The sequence below is a fragment of the Kitasatospora brasiliensis genome, assembly GCF_032654805.1.
GTDB classification, from domain to species: Bacteria; Actinomycetota; Actinomycetes; order Streptomycetales; family Streptomycetaceae; genus Kitasatospora; species Kitasatospora brasiliensis.
The window spans coordinates 794,080-813,061 of record NZ_JAUOOW010000003.1; the positions used below are offsets into that span (position 1 = coordinate 794,080).

General features: G+C 73.2%; 14 protein-coding genes and 1 pseudogene. 10 read left to right on the forward strand and 5 right to left on the reverse strand.

Translation table 11 applies throughout. The annotated features are described in order from the left end of the window. Nucleotides 1-10 precede the first annotated feature (10 nt). The 7 genes and pseudogenes from alc to QWJ13_RS15660 all read left to right on the forward strand — a co-directional run. A pseudogene (alc, locus tag QWJ13_RS15630) lies at nt 11-1,087 on the forward strand (allantoicase); the annotation flags it as partial. 421 nt (nt 1,088-1,508) lie between these two features. Next, on the forward strand, nt 1,509-2,288 hold the full coding sequence (locus tag QWJ13_RS15635) for an IclR family transcriptional regulator (protein ID WP_316524959.1): 780 nt from the start codon (nt 1,509-1,511) through the stop codon (nt 2,286-2,288). A gap of 285 nt (nt 2,289-2,573) precedes the next feature. Beyond that, complete coding sequence (locus QWJ13_RS15640; protein WP_316524962.1) at nt 2,574-3,491, forward strand: metal-dependent hydrolase; 918 nt, start codon at nt 2,574-2,576, stop codon at nt 3,489-3,491. Nucleotides 3,492-3,689: 198 nt separating this feature from the next. Beyond that, nucleotides 3,690-4,781 (forward strand): PDR/VanB family oxidoreductase, encoded by a 1,092-nt coding sequence (locus tag QWJ13_RS15645; protein ID WP_316524963.1) that lies wholly within the window; start codon nt 3,690-3,692, stop codon nt 4,779-4,781. A gap of 14 nt (nt 4,782-4,795) precedes the next feature. Next, on the forward strand, nt 4,796-5,722 hold the full coding sequence (locus QWJ13_RS15650) for a M24 family metallopeptidase (RefSeq protein ID WP_316524964.1): 927 nt from the start codon (nt 4,796-4,798) through the stop codon (nt 5,720-5,722). Next, nucleotides 5,719-7,503 (forward strand): SDR family oxidoreductase, encoded by a 1,785-nt coding sequence (locus QWJ13_RS15655; RefSeq protein ID WP_316524967.1) that lies wholly within the window; start codon nt 5,719-5,721, stop codon nt 7,501-7,503. The genes QWJ13_RS15650 and QWJ13_RS15655 overlap by 4 nt, the downstream gene beginning before the upstream one ends. An 82-nt stretch (nt 7,504-7,585) precedes the next feature. Continuing rightward, complete coding sequence (locus tag QWJ13_RS15660; protein WP_316524969.1) at nt 7,586-8,206, forward strand: LysE family translocator; 621 nt, start codon at nt 7,586-7,588, stop codon at nt 8,204-8,206. A gap of 69 nt (nt 8,207-8,275) precedes the next feature. Here QWJ13_RS15660 and QWJ13_RS15665 read toward each other — a convergent pair whose 3' ends face one another. The 4 genes from QWJ13_RS15665 to QWJ13_RS15680 form a co-directional block, all read right to left on the reverse strand. Then, entirely contained in the window at nt 8,276-9,478 is a 1,203-nt protein-coding gene (locus QWJ13_RS15665) for an XdhC family protein (RefSeq protein WP_316524970.1), read from the reverse strand. Nucleotides 9,479-9,660: 182 nt separating this feature from the next. Beyond that, nucleotides 9,661-12,012 (reverse strand): xanthine dehydrogenase subunit D, encoded by a 2,352-nt coding sequence (gene pucD / locus QWJ13_RS15670; protein WP_316525214.1) that lies wholly within the window; start codon nt 12,010-12,012, stop codon nt 9,661-9,663. A gap of 11 nt (nt 12,013-12,023) precedes the next feature. After that, entirely contained in the window at nt 12,024-12,512 is a 489-nt protein-coding gene (locus tag QWJ13_RS15675; protein WP_316524972.1) for a (2Fe-2S)-binding protein, read from the reverse strand. After that, the gene (locus QWJ13_RS15680; RefSeq protein WP_316524974.1) at nt 12,509-13,396 is read right to left on the reverse strand and encodes an FAD binding domain-containing protein; all 888 of its coding nucleotides are present in this window, start codon (nt 13,394-13,396) and stop codon (nt 12,509-12,511) included. The genes QWJ13_RS15675 and QWJ13_RS15680 overlap by 4 nt, the downstream gene beginning before the upstream one ends. Before the next feature lie 367 nt (nt 13,397-13,763). Here QWJ13_RS15680 and QWJ13_RS15685 point away from each other — a divergent pair, with 367 nt between their 5' ends. Further along, nucleotides 13,764-15,407, forward strand: coding sequence for a PucR family transcriptional regulator (locus QWJ13_RS15685; RefSeq protein WP_316524975.1), 1,644 nt, complete (start codon nt 13,764-13,766; stop codon nt 15,405-15,407). Between the two features lie 76 nt (nt 15,408-15,483). Here the strand turns inward: QWJ13_RS15685 and QWJ13_RS15690 are convergent, their stop codons facing one another. Then, nucleotides 15,484-16,608, reverse strand: coding sequence for an alpha/beta hydrolase (locus tag QWJ13_RS15690; protein WP_316524977.1), 1,125 nt, complete (start codon nt 16,606-16,608; stop codon nt 15,484-15,486). 316 nt (nt 16,609-16,924) lie between these two features. Between QWJ13_RS15690 and QWJ13_RS15695 the strand changes: the two genes are divergently transcribed. Next, complete coding sequence (locus QWJ13_RS15695) at nt 16,925-17,938, forward strand: sugar ABC transporter substrate-binding protein (RefSeq protein ID WP_489753396.1); 1,014 nt, start codon at nt 16,925-16,927, stop codon at nt 17,936-17,938. Further along, nucleotides 17,935-18,981: an ABC transporter permease gene (locus tag QWJ13_RS15700; RefSeq protein WP_316524981.1), complete on the forward strand. Its 1,047-nt coding sequence runs from the start codon at nt 17,935-17,937 to the stop codon at nt 18,979-18,981. The genes QWJ13_RS15695 and QWJ13_RS15700 overlap by 4 nt, the downstream gene beginning before the upstream one ends. Nucleotide 18,982 lies beyond the last annotated feature (1 nt).

Consider the following 18,982-nt stretch of genomic DNA (forward strand, 5'->3'; position numbering starts at 1 on the left):
GAGAGAGTCCGTGACCAGCGAGTCCGAGACCACCGGTTCCCCGACCGCAGCCGACACCGAGAGCGCTCCCTTCACCGACCTGGTCGACCTGGCCTCCCGGCTGCTCGGCGCGGGCGTCGTCGCCACCGATGAGGACACCTTCGCGGACGCCGAGAACCTGCTGGTCGCCGCGCCGGCCGAGTTCCGTCCGCACACCTTCGGGCACAAGGGCCAGATCATGGACGGCTGGGAGTCCAAGCGCCGCCGCGGCGTCAGCGCCGACCAGCCGCACCCCACCGACGAGGACCACGACTGGACGATCGTCCGGCTCGGCGCCGCCGGGGTGATCCGCGGTGTGATCGTGGACACCGCCCACTTCACCGGCAACTACCCGGAGTCCGCCTCGGTCGAGGCCGCGTCCGTCCCCGGCCACCCCTCGCCCGAGGAGGTCCAGGCCGCCGAGTGGACCACGATCGTGCCGCGCACCGCGCTGAAGGGCGACACCGTCCACGCGTTCACCGTCGCGGACGGCACCCGCTACACCCACGTGCGGCTCAACATCTTCCCGGACGGCGGCGTCGCCCGGCTGCGGGTGCACGGCGAGGTGCTGCCCGACCCGCGCGACCTGGCCGGCCTCACCTTCGACCTGGCCGCCCAGGAGTACGGCGGCGTGGCCGAGGCGGCGTCCGACCGCTACTTCTCCTCCCCGCACAACCTGAACGCTCCCGGTCGTGCCTCCGTCATGGGCGACGGCTGGGAGACCAGGCGTCGGCGCGACAAGGCCAACGACTGGGTGCGGATCGCCCTGGCCGGGGGCGGTGAGGTCCTGGCCGCCGAGGTGGACACGTCCCACTTCGTCGCCAATGCCCCCGGCTGGGCCGACCTGATCGGCTTCGACGCCTCGACGGGGGCCGACCCGGCCGACGGCGAGTGGTTCGAACTCCTGCCCCGCACAAGGCTCCAGCCCGACACTCGGCACCGTTTCCGGCTGCCCGCCGGCCGCCCGGTGACCCATGTGCGCATCAACGTCTACCCCGACGGCGGGCTGGCCCGCCTCCGCCTCACCGGCCGCCTCACCGAGGCCGGCCGGGCCGCCCTCGCGCTGCGCTGGTTCAACGCCCTTCCGGCCGCCGAGGCCGTCGTGGCCCTCACCGGTGCCGACCGCGCCGCCGGCCTCAGCACCAGTCTCAGCGCCGGGCTCGGTGCCGGGCTCGGTGCCGGGCTCGGTGCCGGCCTCGGTGTCGACGAGGCTGCCGCGCTGACCGCCGCCCGCCCGCTGGCCCATCCGGCACCCGAGGCTGTGACCGTTGTGCGAAGCCTGCTCGGCGACTGACGTCCCGTCGGTCGCGTGGCACTCCCGGCCGGTCTCCCTCGCCGCCGTCGCCAAGCCGCGTTCGGGCGAGGAGAACGGACGACAACTGCACAGAACGTCCACGGATATGTACGGACGGCAGTCGTCGGAGCCGCCAGGTCGATAGGCTGGTGCCCGCCCGCGGGTCGCTCCGCGGGGGACATCGGAAGGGGACGACATGTCGACACCAGCCCCGGGTCGTCACGCCGCACTGGACCAGGGTCCGACGGGCCCGTTCACCTCCCTCCAGCACGCCCTCAGACTGCTGGAGGCGGTCGATCGCCTCCCCGACGGCGCCACCCTGGTGGCCCTCGCCCGGGAGACCTCGCTCGGGCTGCCCACCGTACGGCGGCTCGCCGAGATCCTGGAGATCGAGGGCTACCTCCAGTGCCAGGACGGCGGTTGGCTGCTGGGTGGCACCTTCGCCCTGCTCGGCCAGCACAACCGGGAACAGCTGGTGAAGGCCCGGCTCAACCGCAAACTCGCCGAACTCCGGGACGAGTTGGGCGCCGCAGTGTACTTCAGCCGGTACCACGACGGCGAGTTGTCGGTGGAAGCGGTCTCGGCCGCCGAGCACGCGCCGGCGGTGCAGGAGTGGGTGGACTTCCGGGCCACCGCGCACGCCAGCGCGATCGGCAAGTGCCTGCTCAGCCAGTTGGATTCGGACGCGCGGCGCGACCACCTCTCCCGGCATCCGGTCGCCAGGCTCACCTCCCGCACCGTCGTCGACGCCGACCAGTTGATGCACCGGCTGGAGCGGCAGCCGGCCACCGTGCCGGTGTTGGACATCCAGGAGTACGCGCTGGGCACGGTGTGCGCGGCCGTGCCGATCACGGCGGGCAGCACGGTCGGCTGCCTGGCCACCTCGATGCCGGTGGACAACATCCACAAACTGAAGGCCGCCGCCGAGTTGCTGGCGGCTCGGGCGGCGCCGCTGATGCTGGCGATGGCGGTCTGAGCGCTGCCCGGTCGCAGGGCCCCGTCGGACGCGCGTGTCCGGCGGGGCCCTCGGGCATTCCCGCGGCCTGCGCGGCCCGAACTCGCGGCCCGAACCCTCGGCACCCGCGGTCCGAAGTCGCCCCCGAAGTCGCCTTCCGAACCGGTGTTCGCCCTGCCCCTGCCCGGTGTGCATCACTTATTAGACTCGATGTCGATAAGACCCGCCGAAACCCTTGTCCCGGGGGCTACCCGCGAGTACGTTTCCCTGAGCCGAGCCGCAGCTCCCAGGTCAGGAGGGCCTGCCATGCCCCGATCCACCCCCGTCCCCGCCCTCGCCGCCCCCGCCGAGCGCGTGCACGACAGCCTCGTCCTGGAGCCGCGGGACGTCCGCTTCGACTGGGCGCGGCTGCCATTGCACTGGATCCCGGACGAGCCGATGGCGACCCACGTCATCAACGTGCTGCACCTGCTGCTGCCCGAGGGGGAGCGGTGGTTCGTCAAGGTGTTCAAGGAGGCGCTGCCGCTCATCCGGGACGAGCAACTGCGCGAGGAGGTCCTCGGGTTCATCGGGCAGGAGGCCATCCACGCCGAGGCGCACCAGGAGGTCCTGGAGCACCTGCTCGGCCAGGGGCTCGACCCGCGGCCGTACGTCCGGCAGGTCTCCTGGCTGTTCCATCGCATCCTCGGAGACAAGCCGGGACTGACGCCGGCCCAGCAGCGGGAGAACATCATCGAGCGGGTCGCCTTCATCGCGGCGATCGAGCACTACACCGCCTTCCTCGGCAACTGGGTGCTCAACTCCCCGGGGCTGGACCGGGCCAAGGCCGACCCGACGATGCTGGACCTGCTGCGCTGGCACGGCGCGGAGGAGGTCGAGCACCGCAGCGTCGCCTACGACCTGATGGTCCACCTGGACCCGGGCTACCTGCGCCGGGTGCGCGGGATGGTGATCTCCGGGCCGCTGCTGGTGCACCTCTGGGTGCGTGGGGCCCGCTTCATGCTCGCCGCCGACCCCACCCTGGAGGGGCGGCTCCAGCCCACCTGGCGGGAGGCCGGGCGGATCGCCAAGCGCGGACTGCTGCCGGACCCGGTCAAGTCGATCCGCTCCGGGCTGCGCTACCTGCGGCCGGGCTACCACCCGACGCAGGAGGGCTCCTCCAGCCAGGCGCTGGGCTACCTCGCCACCTCTCCGGCCGCCCGCGCGGCCGCGGGGCGCGGGTGACAGGTGACAGGTGACAGGTGACAGGTGACAGATTTCAGCGAACAGAGAACGTTATCTGTTCGCTGAAATCTGAACGCTGAACTCTGAAGTCTGAAATCTGAACCCTGTCAGCTGTCACCCGCCCCGGCCCCGCCCCGGCCCGCCCCCGCCGCCCCCGCTCGCCCGCCGCCCCCTCCCGACGCCCAAGGACCCCGCCGGATGGACCTGCTCACCCCGCCCCCCGACCTCTACGGCCGCCCCCGCGCCGACGGCTTCATGCGCTGGATCACCGCCATCGGCGACCGCTACACCCCGGCCCTCGGTAGCCCGCTGCTGCGCCGCAACCCCCGCCGCCCGTTCAGCCGGCCCACCCCGCCGCTCCAACTGGTCGTCGCCGAACGCCGCCAACTGGCCGTCGACGTCGTCGAGTTGCGACTGGCCGACCCCTCCGGCGGCCCGCTGCCCGGCTGGCAGCCCGGCGCCCACTTGCGCCTCGCCCTGCCCTCCGGCCGCGAACGCCACTACTCCCTCAGCGGCGACCCGGCCGACCGCACCACTTACCGCATCGCCGTCCGTCGGCTGCCCGCGGGCGGCGGCGGTTCCGTCGAGGTCCACGACGCCCTGCACCCGGGCACACGGATCACCGCCCGCCGCCCGCGCAACGGCTTCGCCTTCTGCGCCGAGCCCACCGTCCTCCTGCTGGCCGGCGGCATCGGCATCACCCCGCTGCTCCCGATGGCCCGCGAGGCGCAGCGGCACGGCCTGGACTGGCGCCTGGTGCACGTCGGCCGCAGCGCCGACACCCTCCCGTACACGGACGAGCTGCGCGCCCTCGACCCGCGCCGGGTGGTGCTGCGCACCGACGACGAGCACGGCGGCGTCCCCACCGGTGCCGAACTGCTCGCCCACGCCCCGCGCGGCGCCGCCGTCTACTGCTGCGGCCCGGCCCCGATGCTGAGCGCCGTGCAGCACGCCCTGGACGAGTCCCCGGCCGCCTCCCTGCACTTCGAACGCTTCGGCGCCGCCCCGGTCACCGACGGCGAGCCGTTCACCGTCCGCCTCGGCACCGACGGCCCGGCCCTCGACGTCCCCGCCGACCGCTCCGCCCTGGACGTGCTGCGCGAGGCCCGCCCGGGCCTCGCGTACTCCTGCCACCAGGGCTTCTGCGGCACCTGCGAGGTCCGGGTGCTGGCCGGCAGGCCCGAGCACCGGGACCGCCGCCTCACCCCCGAGCAGCGCGCCGCCGGCGCCCTGCTGCCCTGCGTCTCCCGGGCCGCCGAGGGTGAGACCCTCGTGCTGGACCTCCAGTAGAAGGAGCCCCTGCCATGGCGCCAGCGACCCCAGCCTTCCGCTACACCGAGCACGACCTCGCCCGCTTCCGCGAGACCCAGCAGCTCGCCTACCACTGCGCCGAGCAGGTCGCCGCCTGGATCGAACCCGGCGTCACCGAGCGGCAGGCCACGGCCGAGCTGCGGCGCCGCCTGGTCGCCGCCGGGGTGCAGGACTTCTTCCACGTCCCCTTCGCCTGGTTCGGTGACCGGACGGCGTTCCGGCACTTCCACACCCCGCTCCAGTTCTTCGCCGGCAACCGCCGCCTGGAGGAGGGCATGCCGTTCGTGCTGGACTGCGCGCCCGTGGTGGACGGCTACACGGCCGACATCGGCTACGGCGGCAAGGTCGGCGAGAACCGGGTCTGGGACCGGCTGGCCGCCGACCTGAAGGTCTACCGCCAACTGATCCTCGACGAGGTGCGGGCCCGCAAGCCGCTCGCCGAGGTGTATGCCGCGGTGGACGCGCAGATCGCCGCGCACGGCTACGACAACCGCCACCAGGTCTACCCGGGCCGGGTGATCGGTCACCAGGTCACCCGCAACACGGCGCGCGGCCCGGCGGGGGTGAACGTGTTCGGCTTCGGCGTGCGCACCCTCCAGACCCTCGGCCGCGAGCTCGTCTCCGAGCGGATGCACGGCCGTTCGCCGCTCTGGGCGGATGGCCGCTCGTCCCGGCACGCCCCCACGCCGGGCCTGTGGGCGGTCGAGCCGCACATCGGCTTCCGGGGCGTGGGCATCAAGTTCGAGGAACTGCTGGTGGTCACCGAGGACGACGCGTACTGGCTCGACGACGACCTGCCGCACGTCCGCCGCTGGACCGCCGCCACCTCCGCCACGCCCGCCGTCGAGCCGGCCGCCGTCGAGCCGGCCGCCGGCCAGCCGACCGCCGCCGAGCCGACCACCCTGGAGGCCACCCGATGACGTTCCCGACGAAGAGCGCCCAGAAGAACGCCCAGGCGAGCGCCCGCAAGAGCACGCCGCAGCTCCCGGTCCGCCGCCGGATCGTCCTGTCCGGGGGCCTGCCGCTCGCCGTCTTCGAGCAGGGCGACCCGGCCGCCCCCACCGTCCTCCTCGTGCACGGCTACCCCGACACCCACGCCGTCTGGGACGACATCGCCGCCGACCTCGCCCGCGACCACCACGTGGTGCGCTACGACGTGCGCGGCGCCGGCGAGTCCGGCGTCCCGGCCACCCGGGACGGCTACCGCCTGGAGCACCTCGCCGAGGACCTGTTCGCCGTCGCCGACGCCGTCAGCCCGGACCGTCCGGTGCACCTGCTCGCCCACGACTGGGGCTCGATCCAGTCCTGGGAGGCCGTCACCGCACCCGGCGCCGAACGCCGGATCGCCTCGTACACCACCCTGTCCGGCCCCAGCCTGGACCACATGGGCTACTGGCTGCGCCACCGGCTGCGCCGTCCCACCCCGCGCCACCTGCGCCAACTGCTGCACCAGGGCCTGCACTCCTGGTACATCACCGCCTTCCACCTGCCCTTCCTCGCCCCCGGCGTCTGGCGCCTCGGCCTCGCCCGGGCCTGGCCGCGGGTGCTGCGCGATCTGGAGCACGTCACCCCGCGCGCCGACCACCCGCAGCCCAGCCTGCGCCGCGACGCGGTCCGCGGCATCGAGCTGTACCGGGCCAACTTCCGGCCCGCGCTGAGCAGTCCGCGCGAGCGGCCGACCGAGGTGCCGGTCCAGCTGGTCACCCTCACCCGGGACCGGTACGTCGGCGCCTTCCTCTCCGAGGGGCTGGAACGTTGGGCGCCCAAGCTGACCCGTAGGACGTTGCACGCCGGCCACTGGTCGGCGCTGCTGGAGAAGGGAGCCACTGTGGCCGGGATGGTCCGCGAGTTCACCGCCCGCGTCGACGAAGGGCAGGGCCGACAGGTCGAGGGCGACGGCCGACTGGTCGTGGTCACCGGCGGCGGCAGCGGCATCGGACGGGCCACCGCGCTCGCCTTCGCCGAGGAGGGCGCCCGGGTGGTGGTCTGCGACCTCGACCTCGCGGCCGCCGAGCGCACCGCCGAACTCGCCTCGCTGATCGGCCCGAAGGCGCACGCCTACCGGGTGGACGTCTCCGACGGCGCCGCGGTGGACGCCTTCGCGCAGAGTGTCGCCGCCGAGCACGGGGTGCCCGACGTCATGGTCAACAACGCGGGCATCGGCCACTCCGGGACGTTCCTCCAGACCACCGAGAAGGAGTGGCAGCGGGTCCTGGACGTCAACCTCTGGGGCGTGATCCACGGCTGCCGCGCCTTCGGCACCCTGATGGCCGACCGCGGCCAGGGCGGCCACATCGTCAACGTCTCCTCGGCCGCCGCCTACCTGCCCTCCAAGGCGCTCACCGCCTACGCCACCAGCAAGGCCGCGGTGTTCATGCTCTCCGACTGCCTGCGCGCCGAGTTCGTCTCCCACGGCATCGGCGTCTCCACCATCTGCCCCGGCATCGTCAACACCAACATCACCCGCACTTCCACCTTCTCCGCCACCACGGCCACCGAGCAGGCCGCCAAGCAGGCCCGCGCCGCCAAGCTCTACGCCCGCCGCGGCTTCCCCCCGGAGAAGGTCGCCACCGCGATCGTCACCGCGGCCCGCACCGGCAAGTCCGTCGTCCCCGTCACCCCCGAGGCCAAGGCCGCCCGCTTCCTCTCCCGTCTCAGCCCCGGCCTCCTGCGCCTCGCCGCCCGCCTCAACGTCACCTGACCGGCTTCCCGCGGGCGGGTCCCGCCCGCTCCGGACGGCCGCCCGACGGTGGCCGTCCGGAGCTGTGAGAGCATCGAGGCCCATGGAGATGACAACGGCCCTGTGGTCCTTCGCCCTCGTCGTGGGCCTGCTCACGCTCACGCCCGGACTCGACACCGCGCTGGTGCTGCGCACCTCGGCGATGGGGCGGCGGAGCCAGGCGTGGGGGGTCGTGCTGGGAATCCAGACCGGGACGCTGATCTGGGGGACGCTGACCTCGGCCGGGGTCACGGCGCTGCTGACCGCCTCGCAGCTGGCGTACGACGTCCTGCGCTGGGCGGGCGCGGCGTACCTGGTGTGGATGGGCATCGGGATGCTGCGCGACCGGGGCGGCCGGGCGGCGGCCGAGGAGGAGCCGGAGGAGGGCGGGTTCGCGCACGGCTGGCGGCGGGGCACGCTGACCAATCTGCTGAACCCCAAGGTCGGGGTCTTCTACGTGGCCGTGCTGCCGCAGTTCATCCCGGCCGGCGCCCCGCACTTCGCCGCCGGTGTGGCGCTGACCTGCGTCCACGTCATCGAGGGCATGCTCTGGTCGACCGTCCTGGTGGGCTTCGCCCAGGTGCTGCGCGGCTGGCTGCGCCGGCCGGCCGCCCGGCGGCTGATGGACCGGGTGACCGGCACGGTCGTGGTGGGCTTCGGCCTGAAGCTGGCGCTGACCGACTGACGCCCTGACCAGCGCCCTGACCAGCGCCCTGACCAGGCCCCTGACCAGGCCCCTGACCAGCGCCCCGGCTCAGGCCGCGTGGGTACGGGACGTCGCAGAGCCTTCAGCCCCCGCCCCCGCCCCCGCCAGCGGATGCGCCCCGTCGTGGTGGATCGGCCCGTCCGAGGCGCTCAGCGGCAGGCAGCTGCCGCCGCGCCGGTGGGCGATGATCTCGGCGGCGACCGAGACCGCCGTCTCCTCCGGGGTGCGGGAGCCGAGGTCCAGGCCGATCGGGGAGCGCAGCCGGGCCAGCTCGGCCTCGGTGAGTCCGGCCTCGCGCAGCCGCGCCACGCGGTCCCGGTCGGTGCGGCGCGATCCCATCGCGCCGACGTAGCCGACCGGCAGCCGCAGCGCGCGTTCCAGCAGGGGGATGTCGAACTTGGCGTCGTGGGTGAGCACGCACAGCACGGTGCGCCCGTCGATCCGGCCGAGCTGGGAGTCCAGGTAGCGGTGCGGCCAGTCGACCACCACCTCGTCGGCCTCGGGGAAGCGACGGGCGGTGGCGAAGACCGGTCGGGCGTCGCAGACGGTCACCCGGTAGCCCAGGAACTTGCCGATCCGCACCACCGCGGCGGCGAAGTCGATCGCCCCGAACACCAGCATCCGCGGCGCGGGCACGTACGACTCGACGAAGCAGGTGACGGTGCCCTGCCGCCGCTCGTCGCAGGGGCTCCCGTCCAGGCCGAGTACGAGCCGGCCGGTGCGTCCGGCCTCCAGCATCGCCCGGGCCTCGGCGACCAGTGCCCGCTCCAGCGCGCCGACCGTCGACGGGGCGGGCGAGAGCGCGCCGACGGTGCCGGACGCGGTGACCGCCAGGGTGGCGCCGTCCAGGGCGCCCGGCCCGGCGATCACCCGGACCAGCGCCACCGGCGTGCCGGCGGCGGCGTGCGCGATGGCGGCGTCCAGCCCGGCGTCGGCCCCCGGCACCACCGGCTGGACGAAGACGTCCAGGACGCCGCCGCAGGTCAGCCCCACCGCGAAGGCGTCCTCGTCGCTGTACCCGAAGCGCTCCAGCACGGGCTCACCGCTCGCGATCGCGGCCCGGCACAGCTCGTACACCGCCCCTTCGACGCACCCGCCGGAGACGCTGCCGACGGCCTCGCCGTCCGCGTCCACGGCCAGCGCCGCCCCCGGGTCGCGCGGCGCGCTGCCGAGGACGCCGACCACGGTGGCCACGGCGAAGGAACGCCCGGACGCGTGCCAGGCCCGTAGCTGCTCGGCGATGTCCTGCATGGGGGAAGGCTCCTTACACGGTTTCGACAGTAGCGGCAGACACCGCCGTACGGGAAACGTCGCCGTACGGGAAGCGTCGTGCCGGAAACGTCGTACCGGAAACACTGCCTCACCGGAAACGCCGTTGTCCGGGAAACGGTCCCGGACAACGACGTCGCGCGCGAGAAGATCGACTCCCGGGCTCAGCCCGGCCGTTCGGTGGTCAGGTGCTCCGGCCGGACCGGGATCCGGTGGAGCGCCAGCCCGGTGGCGTCGCGGATGGCGGCCACGATGGACGGCGTCGCCGAGACGGTCGGCGCCTCGCCGACCCCGCGCAGCCCGTACGGGGCGTTGGGGTCGGGCAGTTCGAGCAGTTCCACCGGGATCGGTGGGGTGTCCAGGATGGTGGGGATCAGGTAGTCGGTGAAGGAGGCGTTGCGGACCTTCCCGTCCCGCAGGATGATCTCCTCCATCACCGCGAGGCCCAGCGCCTGGGTGCAGCCGCCCTGGATCTGGCCGACCACGGAGAGCGGGTTGAGCGCCCTGCCGACGTCCTGGACGGCGGACAGCTCGACCACCTTGACCAGGCCCAGCTCCACGTCCACGTCCACCACCGCGCGGTTGGCGCAGAAGGAGTACTGGACGTGGCCGAAGCCCTGGCCGGTCTCCTTGTCGAAGGGCTCGGTGGGCCGGTGGCGGTACTCGCGGGTGGACTCGACGGCCTCGTCGCCGAGCAGGTCGACGATGGAGACCAGCACGCCGGCCCCGGCCGAGACCACCTTGCCGCCGGCCAGCGCCAGGTCGTCGTGGGTCCAGCCGTAGCGCCGGCGTCCCTTGTCGAGCAGGGCCCGGCGCACCGCCTCGGCGGCCAGCTTCACCGCGCCGCCGGTCATGTACGTCTGGCGCGAGGCGGAGGTCGAACCGGCCGACCCCACCGCGGTGTCGGCCGGCTGGATGGTGACCTGCTCGACGCCCAGCTCGGTGCGGGCGATCTGGGCGTGCACGGTGACGCCGCCCTGGCCGACCTCGGCCGCCGCGGTGTGCACCAGGGCGACCGGCTCGCCGCCGATCGCCTCCAGCCGCACCCGGGCGGTGGAGTAGTCGTCGAAGCCCTCGGAGAAGCCGACGTTCTTGATGCCGACCGAGTAGCCGACGCCGCGGACGATCCCCTCGCCGTGCGAGGTGTTGGACAGCGCGCCGGGCAGCCGGCGCGGGTCCGGGTGCTCGGTGTCCAGCGGCGGCGGCAGCGGCATCTCCTTGGCCCGGCGCAGCAGTTCGGCCACCGGTGCGGGCGCGTCGATCCGCTGTCCGGTGGGCATGAAGTCGCCCTGGGCGACGGCGTTGAGCTGCCTCAACTCCACCGGGTCCAGGCCGAGTTCGGTGGCCAGCCGGTCCATCTGCGACTCGTAGCCGAACGCCGCCTGCACCGCGCCGAAGCCGCGCATCGCCCCGCAGGACGGGTTGTTGCTGTACAGCCCGACGGCGTGCATCCGCACGTTCGGGATCACGTACGGGCCCATCCCGAGCGAGGCCGCGTTGCCGACCACGGCGGGGGTGGTGGAGGCGTAGGCGCCGCCGTCCAGCACGATCCGGCAGTCGGCGAAGACCAGCTTGCCGTCCCGGGTGGCGCCGTGCTCGTAGTGCATCCGCGCCGGGTGGCGGTGCACATGGCCGAAGAAGGACTCGTCCCGGGAGTAGACGATCTTGACCGGCCGGCCGGTGCGCAGGGCCAGCAGGCAGGCGTGGATCTGCATCGACAGGTCCTCGCGGCCGCCGAACGCGCCGCCGACACCGGCCAGGGTGAGCCGGACCTTCTCCTCCGGCAGGCCGAGCACCGGCGCCATCTGCCGGCGGTCGGCGTGCAGCCACTGGGTGGCGATGTAGAGGTCGACGCCGCCGTCCTCGGCGGGCACCGCGAGGCCGGACTCCGGGCCAAGGAAGGCCTGGTCCTGCATGCCGACCTCGTAGTCGCCGCTGACCACGACGTCCGCCAGCGCCCGCACCTCGTCACTCACGCCGCGGCCGGAGACCAGCCGCTGCTCGTGGCAGATGTTGCCGTGCCCATGGGACTTGTACTCGTGCGGCTCGTGCACATAGCCGTACGTCCCCGGGTCGAGGCACTGCTCCTCGGTGACGATCGGGGTGAGCACCCGGTACTCGACCGCGATCCGCTCCACCGCGCGGCGGGCCGTCTCCGGGTGGTCGGCGGCGACCAGCGCGATCGGCTCCCCCTGGTAGCGGACCTTGTCGATGGCCAGGGCCGGCTGGTCCTGGATCTCCAGGCCGTAGTACTTGGTGCCGGGGATGTCCTCGTGCGTCAGCACCGCGTACACCCCGGGCACCTTCAGCGCCTCGGAGACGTCCACCGAGAGGATGTCGGCCCGGGGGTGCGGCGAGCGCAGCGCCATGCCCCAGAGCATGTCCTCGTGCCACAGGTCGGAGGAGTAGGCGAACTCGCCCCGGACCTTCAGGTTGCCGTCCGGGCGCAGCGGCGAGCCGCCGACGCCGTCCTCGGACGCCTGGTTGATCTTCTGGAGGTTCTTCTGGCCCTGGATGGCCCGAGCGTTCACTCCGAATCCTCCGCCCCCGCGGACCGGCGGGCCGAGGCCAGCCGCACCGCGTCCATGATCTTCTCGTAGCCGGTGCAGCGGCACAGGTTGCCGGACAGCGCCTCGCGGATGTCCTCGTCGCTCGGCCGCGGGTCGCTCGCCAGCAGCGCGTCCGTCTGCACCAGCAGGCCGGGCGTGCAGAAGCCGCACTGGACGGCGCCGGCGTCGACGAACGCCTGCTGGACGACGCCGAGTTCACCGTCCGGCCCGCTCAGGCCCTCGACCGTGCGCACCTCGCGGTCCTGCGCCTGGCCGGCCGCGACCAGGCAGGCGCAGACCGGGACGCCGTCCAGGTAGACGGTGCAGGAACCGCACTCGCCCTGCTCGCAGGCGTTCTTCGAACCCGGCAGGCCGATCCGCTCGCGCAGCACGTACAGCAGGCTCTCGCCCTCCCACACGTCGTCGGCCTCGACCGGCTTGCCGTTGGCGGTGAACGTGACCCTCATGCCGCGCTCCTGATCTGCTTGCCGTAGTCGTTCCAGGTCCAGGCGAGGGTGCGGCGGGCCAGCACGGCGAGCGCGTGCCGCCGGTATTCGGCGGTGCCCCGGACGTCGTCGATCGGCGAGGCCGCGGCCTTCACCAGCTCGCCGAAGCGCTGGACGACCTCGGTGCCCAGCGCCTCGCCGGACTCCCACAGGCCGCGCTCGGCGAGCACGCCCCGCAGGTACTCCTCGGCCTCGACGGCGCGCCGGGGCGTCGGGGCGGCCGACCCGATGCCGGTGCCGACGGTCCCGCTCCCCGGGTGCAGGGCGAAACCGAACGCGCAGACCGCGATCACCATGGCGTTGCGGGTGCCGATCTTGGAGAACTGCTGCGGCCCGTCCGCCACCGGGACGCGCACGGCCCGGATCAGCTCGTCGGCCGCCAGACTGTTGCGCTTCACCCCGGTGTAGAAGTCGTCGATCGGGATCAGCCTGGTGCCGCGCACCGAGGCCGCCTCCACGCACACGTCCCGCCCGGCGGCCAGCAGCGCCGGGTGCGCGTCGCCGGCCGGGGAGGCCGCACCGAGGTTGCCGCCGACGCTGCCGCGGTTGCGGATCTGCGGTGAGCCGACGGTGCGGGAGGCCAGCGCCAGACCGGGCAGCGGGCCGGACAGCTCCGCGATGATCCGGGCGTACGGGACGGCGGCGCCGAGCCGCACCACACCGCCGTCCTGCGACCATTCGGCGAGTTCGGCGACCCGGTTCAGGTCGAGGATCGCGGACGGCCGGTGCACGTCGAAGTTCAGCTCGACCATGACGTCCGTGCCGCCCGCGATGGGCAGCGCGCTCGGGTGCTCGGCCTTCGCCGCGAGCGCCTCGCCCCAGGTGGCGGGCCGGAGGAACTCCATCCGGGTGTCTCCTTCGCGTCGTCGCCGTACACGTCGCCGGCTTCACGTCGCCGGCTTCACGCCGCCGCTTCACGCCGCTGCCCGGCGGCGTGCCGCCGGTCGTGCCGCCGGTCGTTTCGCCAGTGAACCGCTGTGACGCGCCCCACTGGCAGTCACCGATGGCATGAAGCCCCGGCTGTGAGCCGACCCGGCATCCTGTACGTTCCTCTAAGGAGGAGAGTCCCGCAGCCCAGGTGTCCGCCGGGTGCTACCTACGACCGTAGATCCGGCCGTGGTGCGCGGGCTACGGGCCGGGCGTACTCCGTCCGGCCAGGCCCTATCGTTACCCCTTCATCCCTCCCCCCAAGCCCCGTTAAGGAGTCCGCGGATGCGTGTCCGTGATCTGCTCGCCCCCGGCGCCCCGCGACTGCGCCTGCTCGCGGCCGAGGAAGAGCTGGACCGGCAGATCAGCGGCGTGATGACCACGGACCTCCAGGACCCGGGCCGCTACCTGCACGGGGGCGAACTGGTGCTCACCGGCATGCTCTGGCGTACCGTCCCGGCCGACTCCGAGCGCTTCGTGCGCACCCTCGCGGCCGGCGGGGCGGTGGCCCTGGCGGCCGGCGAGGCCGAGGTCGGCCCGGTGCCCGAGGACCTGGTCGAAGCCTGCCGCCGGCACCGGATGCCGCTGCTCGCCGTCCCCGACGACATCGCCTTCGGCACCGTCACCGAGTTCATCGGCCGCCAGGTCTCCGCGGACCGCGCCGCCGACCTCGCCGCCCTGGTCGACCGGCACCGGATGCTGGTCTCGGCGGCCGGCGGCGGGGGACTGGACGCCGTGCTGGACCTGCTCGGCGGCGACCTCGACCTGGACTGCTGGGTGCTCGCCCCGACCGGCGCGGTGATCGCCGGCCCCGCCGACCGGCTCTCCGCCCAGGACCGCGACCAGCTGGTGCGCGCCCACCTCACCGCCCAGCGCCAGCGCCGCCGCCCCCCGCACCGGGTCAAGCTGGCCGCCGGCTCCTACTCGCTCCTGCCCGCCCCGGCCTCCGCCGGGCACGAGGCCCCGCACGACACCCCGCCGCGGGCCGCGCACGACACACCGCAGGCCGGTTCGCCGCTGGCCGACTGGGTGCTCGCGGTGGCCGGCGACGTCACCGAGTGGACCACCAAGCGCCAGCAGCTCGCCGAGAACCTGGCCCGGCTGGTCGCCGCCGAGCGCCACCGCCGCGACGAGGGCCGCCGGCTGCGCCGCGGGCTCGCCGACGAACTGCTCGCCCTGCTGCGCCGCGACGCCGACCCGGCGGAGATCGGCCGCACCCTGTACGCCTCCTCGGCGATGGCCGCCCGCTACCCGGGCCCCGGCTCCAAGTCCCCGGCGGAGCAGGGTTCTTGGCTGGTGCTCAGCGCCGAGGGCGGCGGCCTGCCCGAGGGCACCGTACGGGCCGTCCTGGAGGAGGTGCTCGGCGGCACCACCGACCGTGCCCTGGTCGCCGGGACGGGCACCGGCGCCGTGGTGGTGCTGCCCGCCCCGGCCGGTCCGGTGCCCGCCGACACCCTGCGCGACCTGCTCGCCCCGCTGGAGGCGGGGCTGGGCCCGGAGAGCCGGATCACCCTCGGCGTCTCCGCTCCCGCCGCCGAGGCGGGCGGCCTGCGCGGCGCGCTGGAGGAGTCCCGGCACGCCCGCCGGATCGCCGCCTCCCGGCCCGGCCGGGTGTGCGTCGCGGGCCCCGAGGAACTCGCCTCGCACGTACTGCTGCTGGCCGCCGTCCCGGACGAGGTGCGCCGCGCCTTCCGCGGCCGGCTGCTGGACAAGGTGATCGCGTACGACACCGAGCACCAGGCGGACCTGGTCCGCACCCTGGAGGCCTTCCTGCGCTCGGACGGCTCCTGGACCCGCTGCGCCGCCCAGCTGCACGTCCACGTGAACACCCTGCGGTACCGGATCGGCCGGATCGAGGAGCTGACCGGGCGTGACCTCTCCCGGCTGGAGGACCGGGTGGACTTCTACCTGGCGTTGGAACTGGCCTGACGGCCCGCGCGTCGGAATGCGGAAGGGGCCCGCCGCGATCGCTTCGCGGCGGGCCCCTTCCGTGTCCGGTGAGCCGTTACTGCGCCGGGATGACCGAGGTCAGCCACTGGAAGGCGCTCGGGACCATCTTCTTCCACTGCTCGGTGGTGTGCGGGCCGGTGCCCTCCTCCACCTGGACGGTGGTCGGGGCCTTGGCCGCGGCGCGGAGCGCCTCGCCGTCCTCGTAGCCGTCTCCCTTGGAGCCGCTGACCAGCAGGGCGACCTTCGGCGGCTGCGGGGCGGCCTTGAGGATGTTGAGCGGGTTGCTGGCCTCGCGCAGCTTCGGGTCCTTGGCGACCAGCGAGTCCTGCTCCTGGATCGGGTCGTTGTAGCCGGACATCGCGATGGCGGCCCGGTAGCGGTTGGGGTGGGCCAGCGACAGCTTGGCCGCGCAGTGCGCGCCGGCCGAGTAGCCGGCGATCGCCCAGCGGTCCGGCGACGGGTCGGCGCGGAAGTTGTCCAGCACCATCTGCGGGACGTCACGGCTGACCCAGGCGTCGGCGTTGACCTTGCCGGGGATGTCGGTGCAGCCCGCGTCCTGGTTGAGCAGCTTCGTGCGGGGCGAGACCAGGATGAACGGGGCGACCTTGCCCTGCTGCATCAGCGGCTTGAGCTGCTCGGAGACCTTGAGGGTGCCGTACCAGGTGGAGGAGGAGCCGGGGAAGCCCGGGATCAGCTCGACCACGGGGAACTTCTTGTCCTTGAACGCCGGGTCGTTGTACTGCGGCGGCAGCCAGACCAGCACCTCGCCGTCGACGCCGGACACCTGGCCCTTGAGCTCGGTCTTCTGCACGTCGTTCGGGACCAGCGGGTCGTTCACGCCGCCGAAGCTCTGCTTGACCTTCGGCGGCTCCTTGGCGGCGTCACCGCTCTGGCCCGGGGTGGCGGCCGGGTCGACCGGCGCCACCACGGGCACCGCCCGGACGTGGTCGCCGGTGCCGAGCAGGTCGTCCCAGTTGCCGTAGATCAGGTTGGCGTTGTTGACCATCACGAAGACCATCAGCACGGCCGTGACCTGGCAGAACATGATCATGACGATGCGGGTGAGGTAGCGAACCGGCTTCGGGCCGCCGACCTTGCCCCAGAACAGCAACGCCACCGCGATGGACACCGGCACGAGGATGACGGTGAGGAGGAAGAACGGCGTACCTGTCAGTTGCATCGAGTTCTCGTATCCGGATCGCACGCCGCCCGGGCCCCACTCGCCCGAACGCACGTCAATGGCATCAGACGTGGTGAACCGGTGATCGGTTGCCGTCCGAAACTGTGCGGAACCTGAGAGGAACATCACTTTCTCGTGATGAACCTCCTTCGGATCGGCGCTAAGTCTGCCATCCGGACACACGTGGTCCTGACCGGATCTCCAGCGAACTGCCAGGAAGGGTCCCCTGGGGCACCTTACCTCCCAGGCCGATCGCCCTGCCGGGCGAGGCGGTGCGATCCCGCCAGGCCCGGGCAGGGAGACTATGGGGATGAGCATCACCCGCTTTCGCCCGTCCCGCCGCTTCTGGCCCGTCTGCGCCGTCCTGGCCGTCGCGGTCACCGCGGCCGGTTGCAGCAGTACCGGAGGCAGACGCGCCGAGGAGGCCCGCGCCAAGGCCGCGGCCACCGGCGGCAGCGCCGTCACCACCCCGCGCTGGAAGGTCGCCATGGTGACCCACGCCGGCGCCGGCGACGCCTTCTGGGACACTGTGCGCAAGGGCGCCGAGCAGGCCGCCGCCAAGGACAACATCACCTTCCTGTACTCCAACGACGCGCAGACCCAGAACCAGGTCCAGCTCGTCCAGGCCGCCATCGACCAGAAGGTCGACGGCCTGCTGGTCACCCTCGCCAAGGGCGACGCCATGGCCGATGTCCTCGGCAAGGCCAAGGCCGCCGGCATCCCCGTGATCACCATCAACTCCGGACAGGAGTACTCGCAGAAGTTCGGCGCGCTCACCCACGTCGGCCAGGACGAGTCCACCGCCGGCCAGGCGGCCGGCGCCGAGCTGGCCTCGCGCGGCCGCAAGAACGTCCTCTGCGTGATTCACGAGCAGGGCAACGTCGGCCAGGAGCAGCGCTGCTCCGGCGCCCAGTCCAAGGCCGGCGGCGGCTTCCAGGTGCTCTACGTCAACGGCGTCGACATGCCCGACGCCCGCGCCGCGATCTCCGCCAAGCTCCAGGCCGACCCGGCCATCGACACCGTGCTCACCCTCTCCGGCCCGCTGGCCGCCACCGGCCTCCAGGCCGTCCAGGACGCCCACCGCAGTGTCGAGCTGGACACCTTCGACCTGGGCACCCAGGTGGTGGCCGGGCTGAAGTCCGGCAGTGTCGGCTTCGCCGTCGACCAGCAGCCCTACCTCCAGGGCTACACCGGCGTCGACCTGCTCTGGCTGTACAAGTTCAACCTGAACATGCTCGGCGGCGGCCGCCCCGTCGAGACCGGACCGCAGATCCTGACCAAGGACAACGCCGACGCGCTCGCCGAGTACGTCGCGAGGGGGACCCGGTGAGCACCCCCGACCTCCTCGCCCAGGACGGCCTCGTCGACGGGCGCCCGGCGGCCCTGCGGCGGCTCCTCGCCCGCCCCGAGCTGGGCTCGCTGATCGCCGCCATCGCGGTCTTCGTGGTCTTCGCCGTCGTCGCCGAGCCCTTCCTGCGGGTCTCCTCGCTGGGCACCGTGCTGTACGCGGCCTCCACCATCGGGATCATGGCGGTGCCGGTCTCGCTGCTGATGATCGGCGGCGAGTTCGACCTCTCGGCCGGTGTGCTGGTCACCACCGCCGCGCTGACCTCCTCGATGGTCTCGTACCAGTTCACCGCGGTGACCTGGGTCGGCGTGCTGGTCTCGCTGGCGACCACGCTGGCCATCGGCTGGTTCAACGGCTGGATGCTCGGGCGCACCAAGCTGCCCAGCTTCATCGTCACGCTCGGCACCTTCCTGATGCTGACCGGCGCCAACCTGGGCGTCACCAAGGCGATCTCCGGGACGGTCTCCACCAAGTCGATCGCCGACATGCAGGGCTTCGCCGCCTGCCGCTGGCTGTTCGCCTCCGAGGTGAACATCGGCGGGCTGGCGATCAAGGCCACCGTCTGGTGGTGGCTCGGCCTGCTCCTGGTCGGCAGCTGGGTGCTGCTGCGCACCCGCTTCGGCAACTGGATCTTCGCCGTCGGCGGCGACGCGGACGCGGCCCGCGCGGTCGGCGTGCCGGTCGCCCGGACCAAGACCGTGCTCTACCTGGGCGTCGGCTTCGGCGCCTGGGTGCTCGGCCAGCACCTGCTGTTCTCCTTCAACACCGTGCAGTCCGGCGAGGGCGTCGGCAACGAGCTGATCTACATCGTCGCGGCGGTCATCGGCGGCTGCCTGATCACCGGCGGCTACGGCTCGGTGGTCGGCTCGGCGCTCGGCGCGCTGATCTTCGGCATGGTGAGCAAGGGGATCATCTACGCCCAGTGGAACCCGGACTGGTTCAAGTTCTTCCTCGGCGCGATGCTGCTGCTGGCCGCGCTGCTGAACGCCTACGTCAAGCGCCGGGCCGAGCGGGGGCCGCGATGAG

What these genes read in the sequence shown, in the direction of transcription:
- QWJ13_RS15635 (WP_316524959.1), top strand. Translation starts at nt 1,509, where the DNA reads ATGTCGACACCAGCCCCGGGTCGTCACGCCGCACTGGACCAGGGTCCG.
- QWJ13_RS15640 (WP_316524962.1), top strand. Translation starts at nt 2,574, where the DNA reads ATGCCCCGATCCACCCCCGTCCCCGCCCTCGCCGCCCCCGCCGAGCGC.
- QWJ13_RS15645 (WP_316524963.1), top strand. Translation starts at nt 3,690, where the DNA reads ATGGACCTGCTCACCCCGCCCCCCGACCTCTACGGCCGCCCCCGCGCC.
- QWJ13_RS15650 (WP_316524964.1), top strand. Translation starts at nt 4,796, where the DNA reads ATGGCGCCAGCGACCCCAGCCTTCCGCTACACCGAGCACGACCTCGCC.
- QWJ13_RS15655 (WP_316524967.1), top strand. Translation starts at nt 5,719, where the DNA reads ATGACGTTCCCGACGAAGAGCGCCCAGAAGAACGCCCAGGCGAGCGCC.
- QWJ13_RS15660 (WP_316524969.1), top strand. Translation starts at nt 7,586, where the DNA reads ATGGAGATGACAACGGCCCTGTGGTCCTTCGCCCTCGTCGTGGGCCTG.
- QWJ13_RS15665 (WP_316524970.1), bottom strand. Translation starts at nt 9,478, where the DNA reads ATGCAGGACATCGCCGAGCAGCTACGGGCCTGGCACGCGTCCGGGCGT.
- QWJ13_RS15675 (WP_316524972.1), bottom strand. Translation starts at nt 12,512, where the DNA reads ATGAGGGTCACGTTCACCGCCAACGGCAAGCCGGTCGAGGCCGACGAC.
- QWJ13_RS15680 (WP_316524974.1), bottom strand. Translation starts at nt 13,396, where the DNA reads ATGGAGTTCCTCCGGCCCGCCACCTGGGGCGAGGCGCTCGCGGCGAAG.
- QWJ13_RS15685 (WP_316524975.1), top strand. Translation starts at nt 13,764, where the DNA reads ATGCGTGTCCGTGATCTGCTCGCCCCCGGCGCCCCGCGACTGCGCCTG.
- QWJ13_RS15690 (WP_316524977.1), bottom strand. Translation starts at nt 16,608, where the DNA reads ATGCAACTGACAGGTACGCCGTTCTTCCTCCTCACCGTCATCCTCGTG.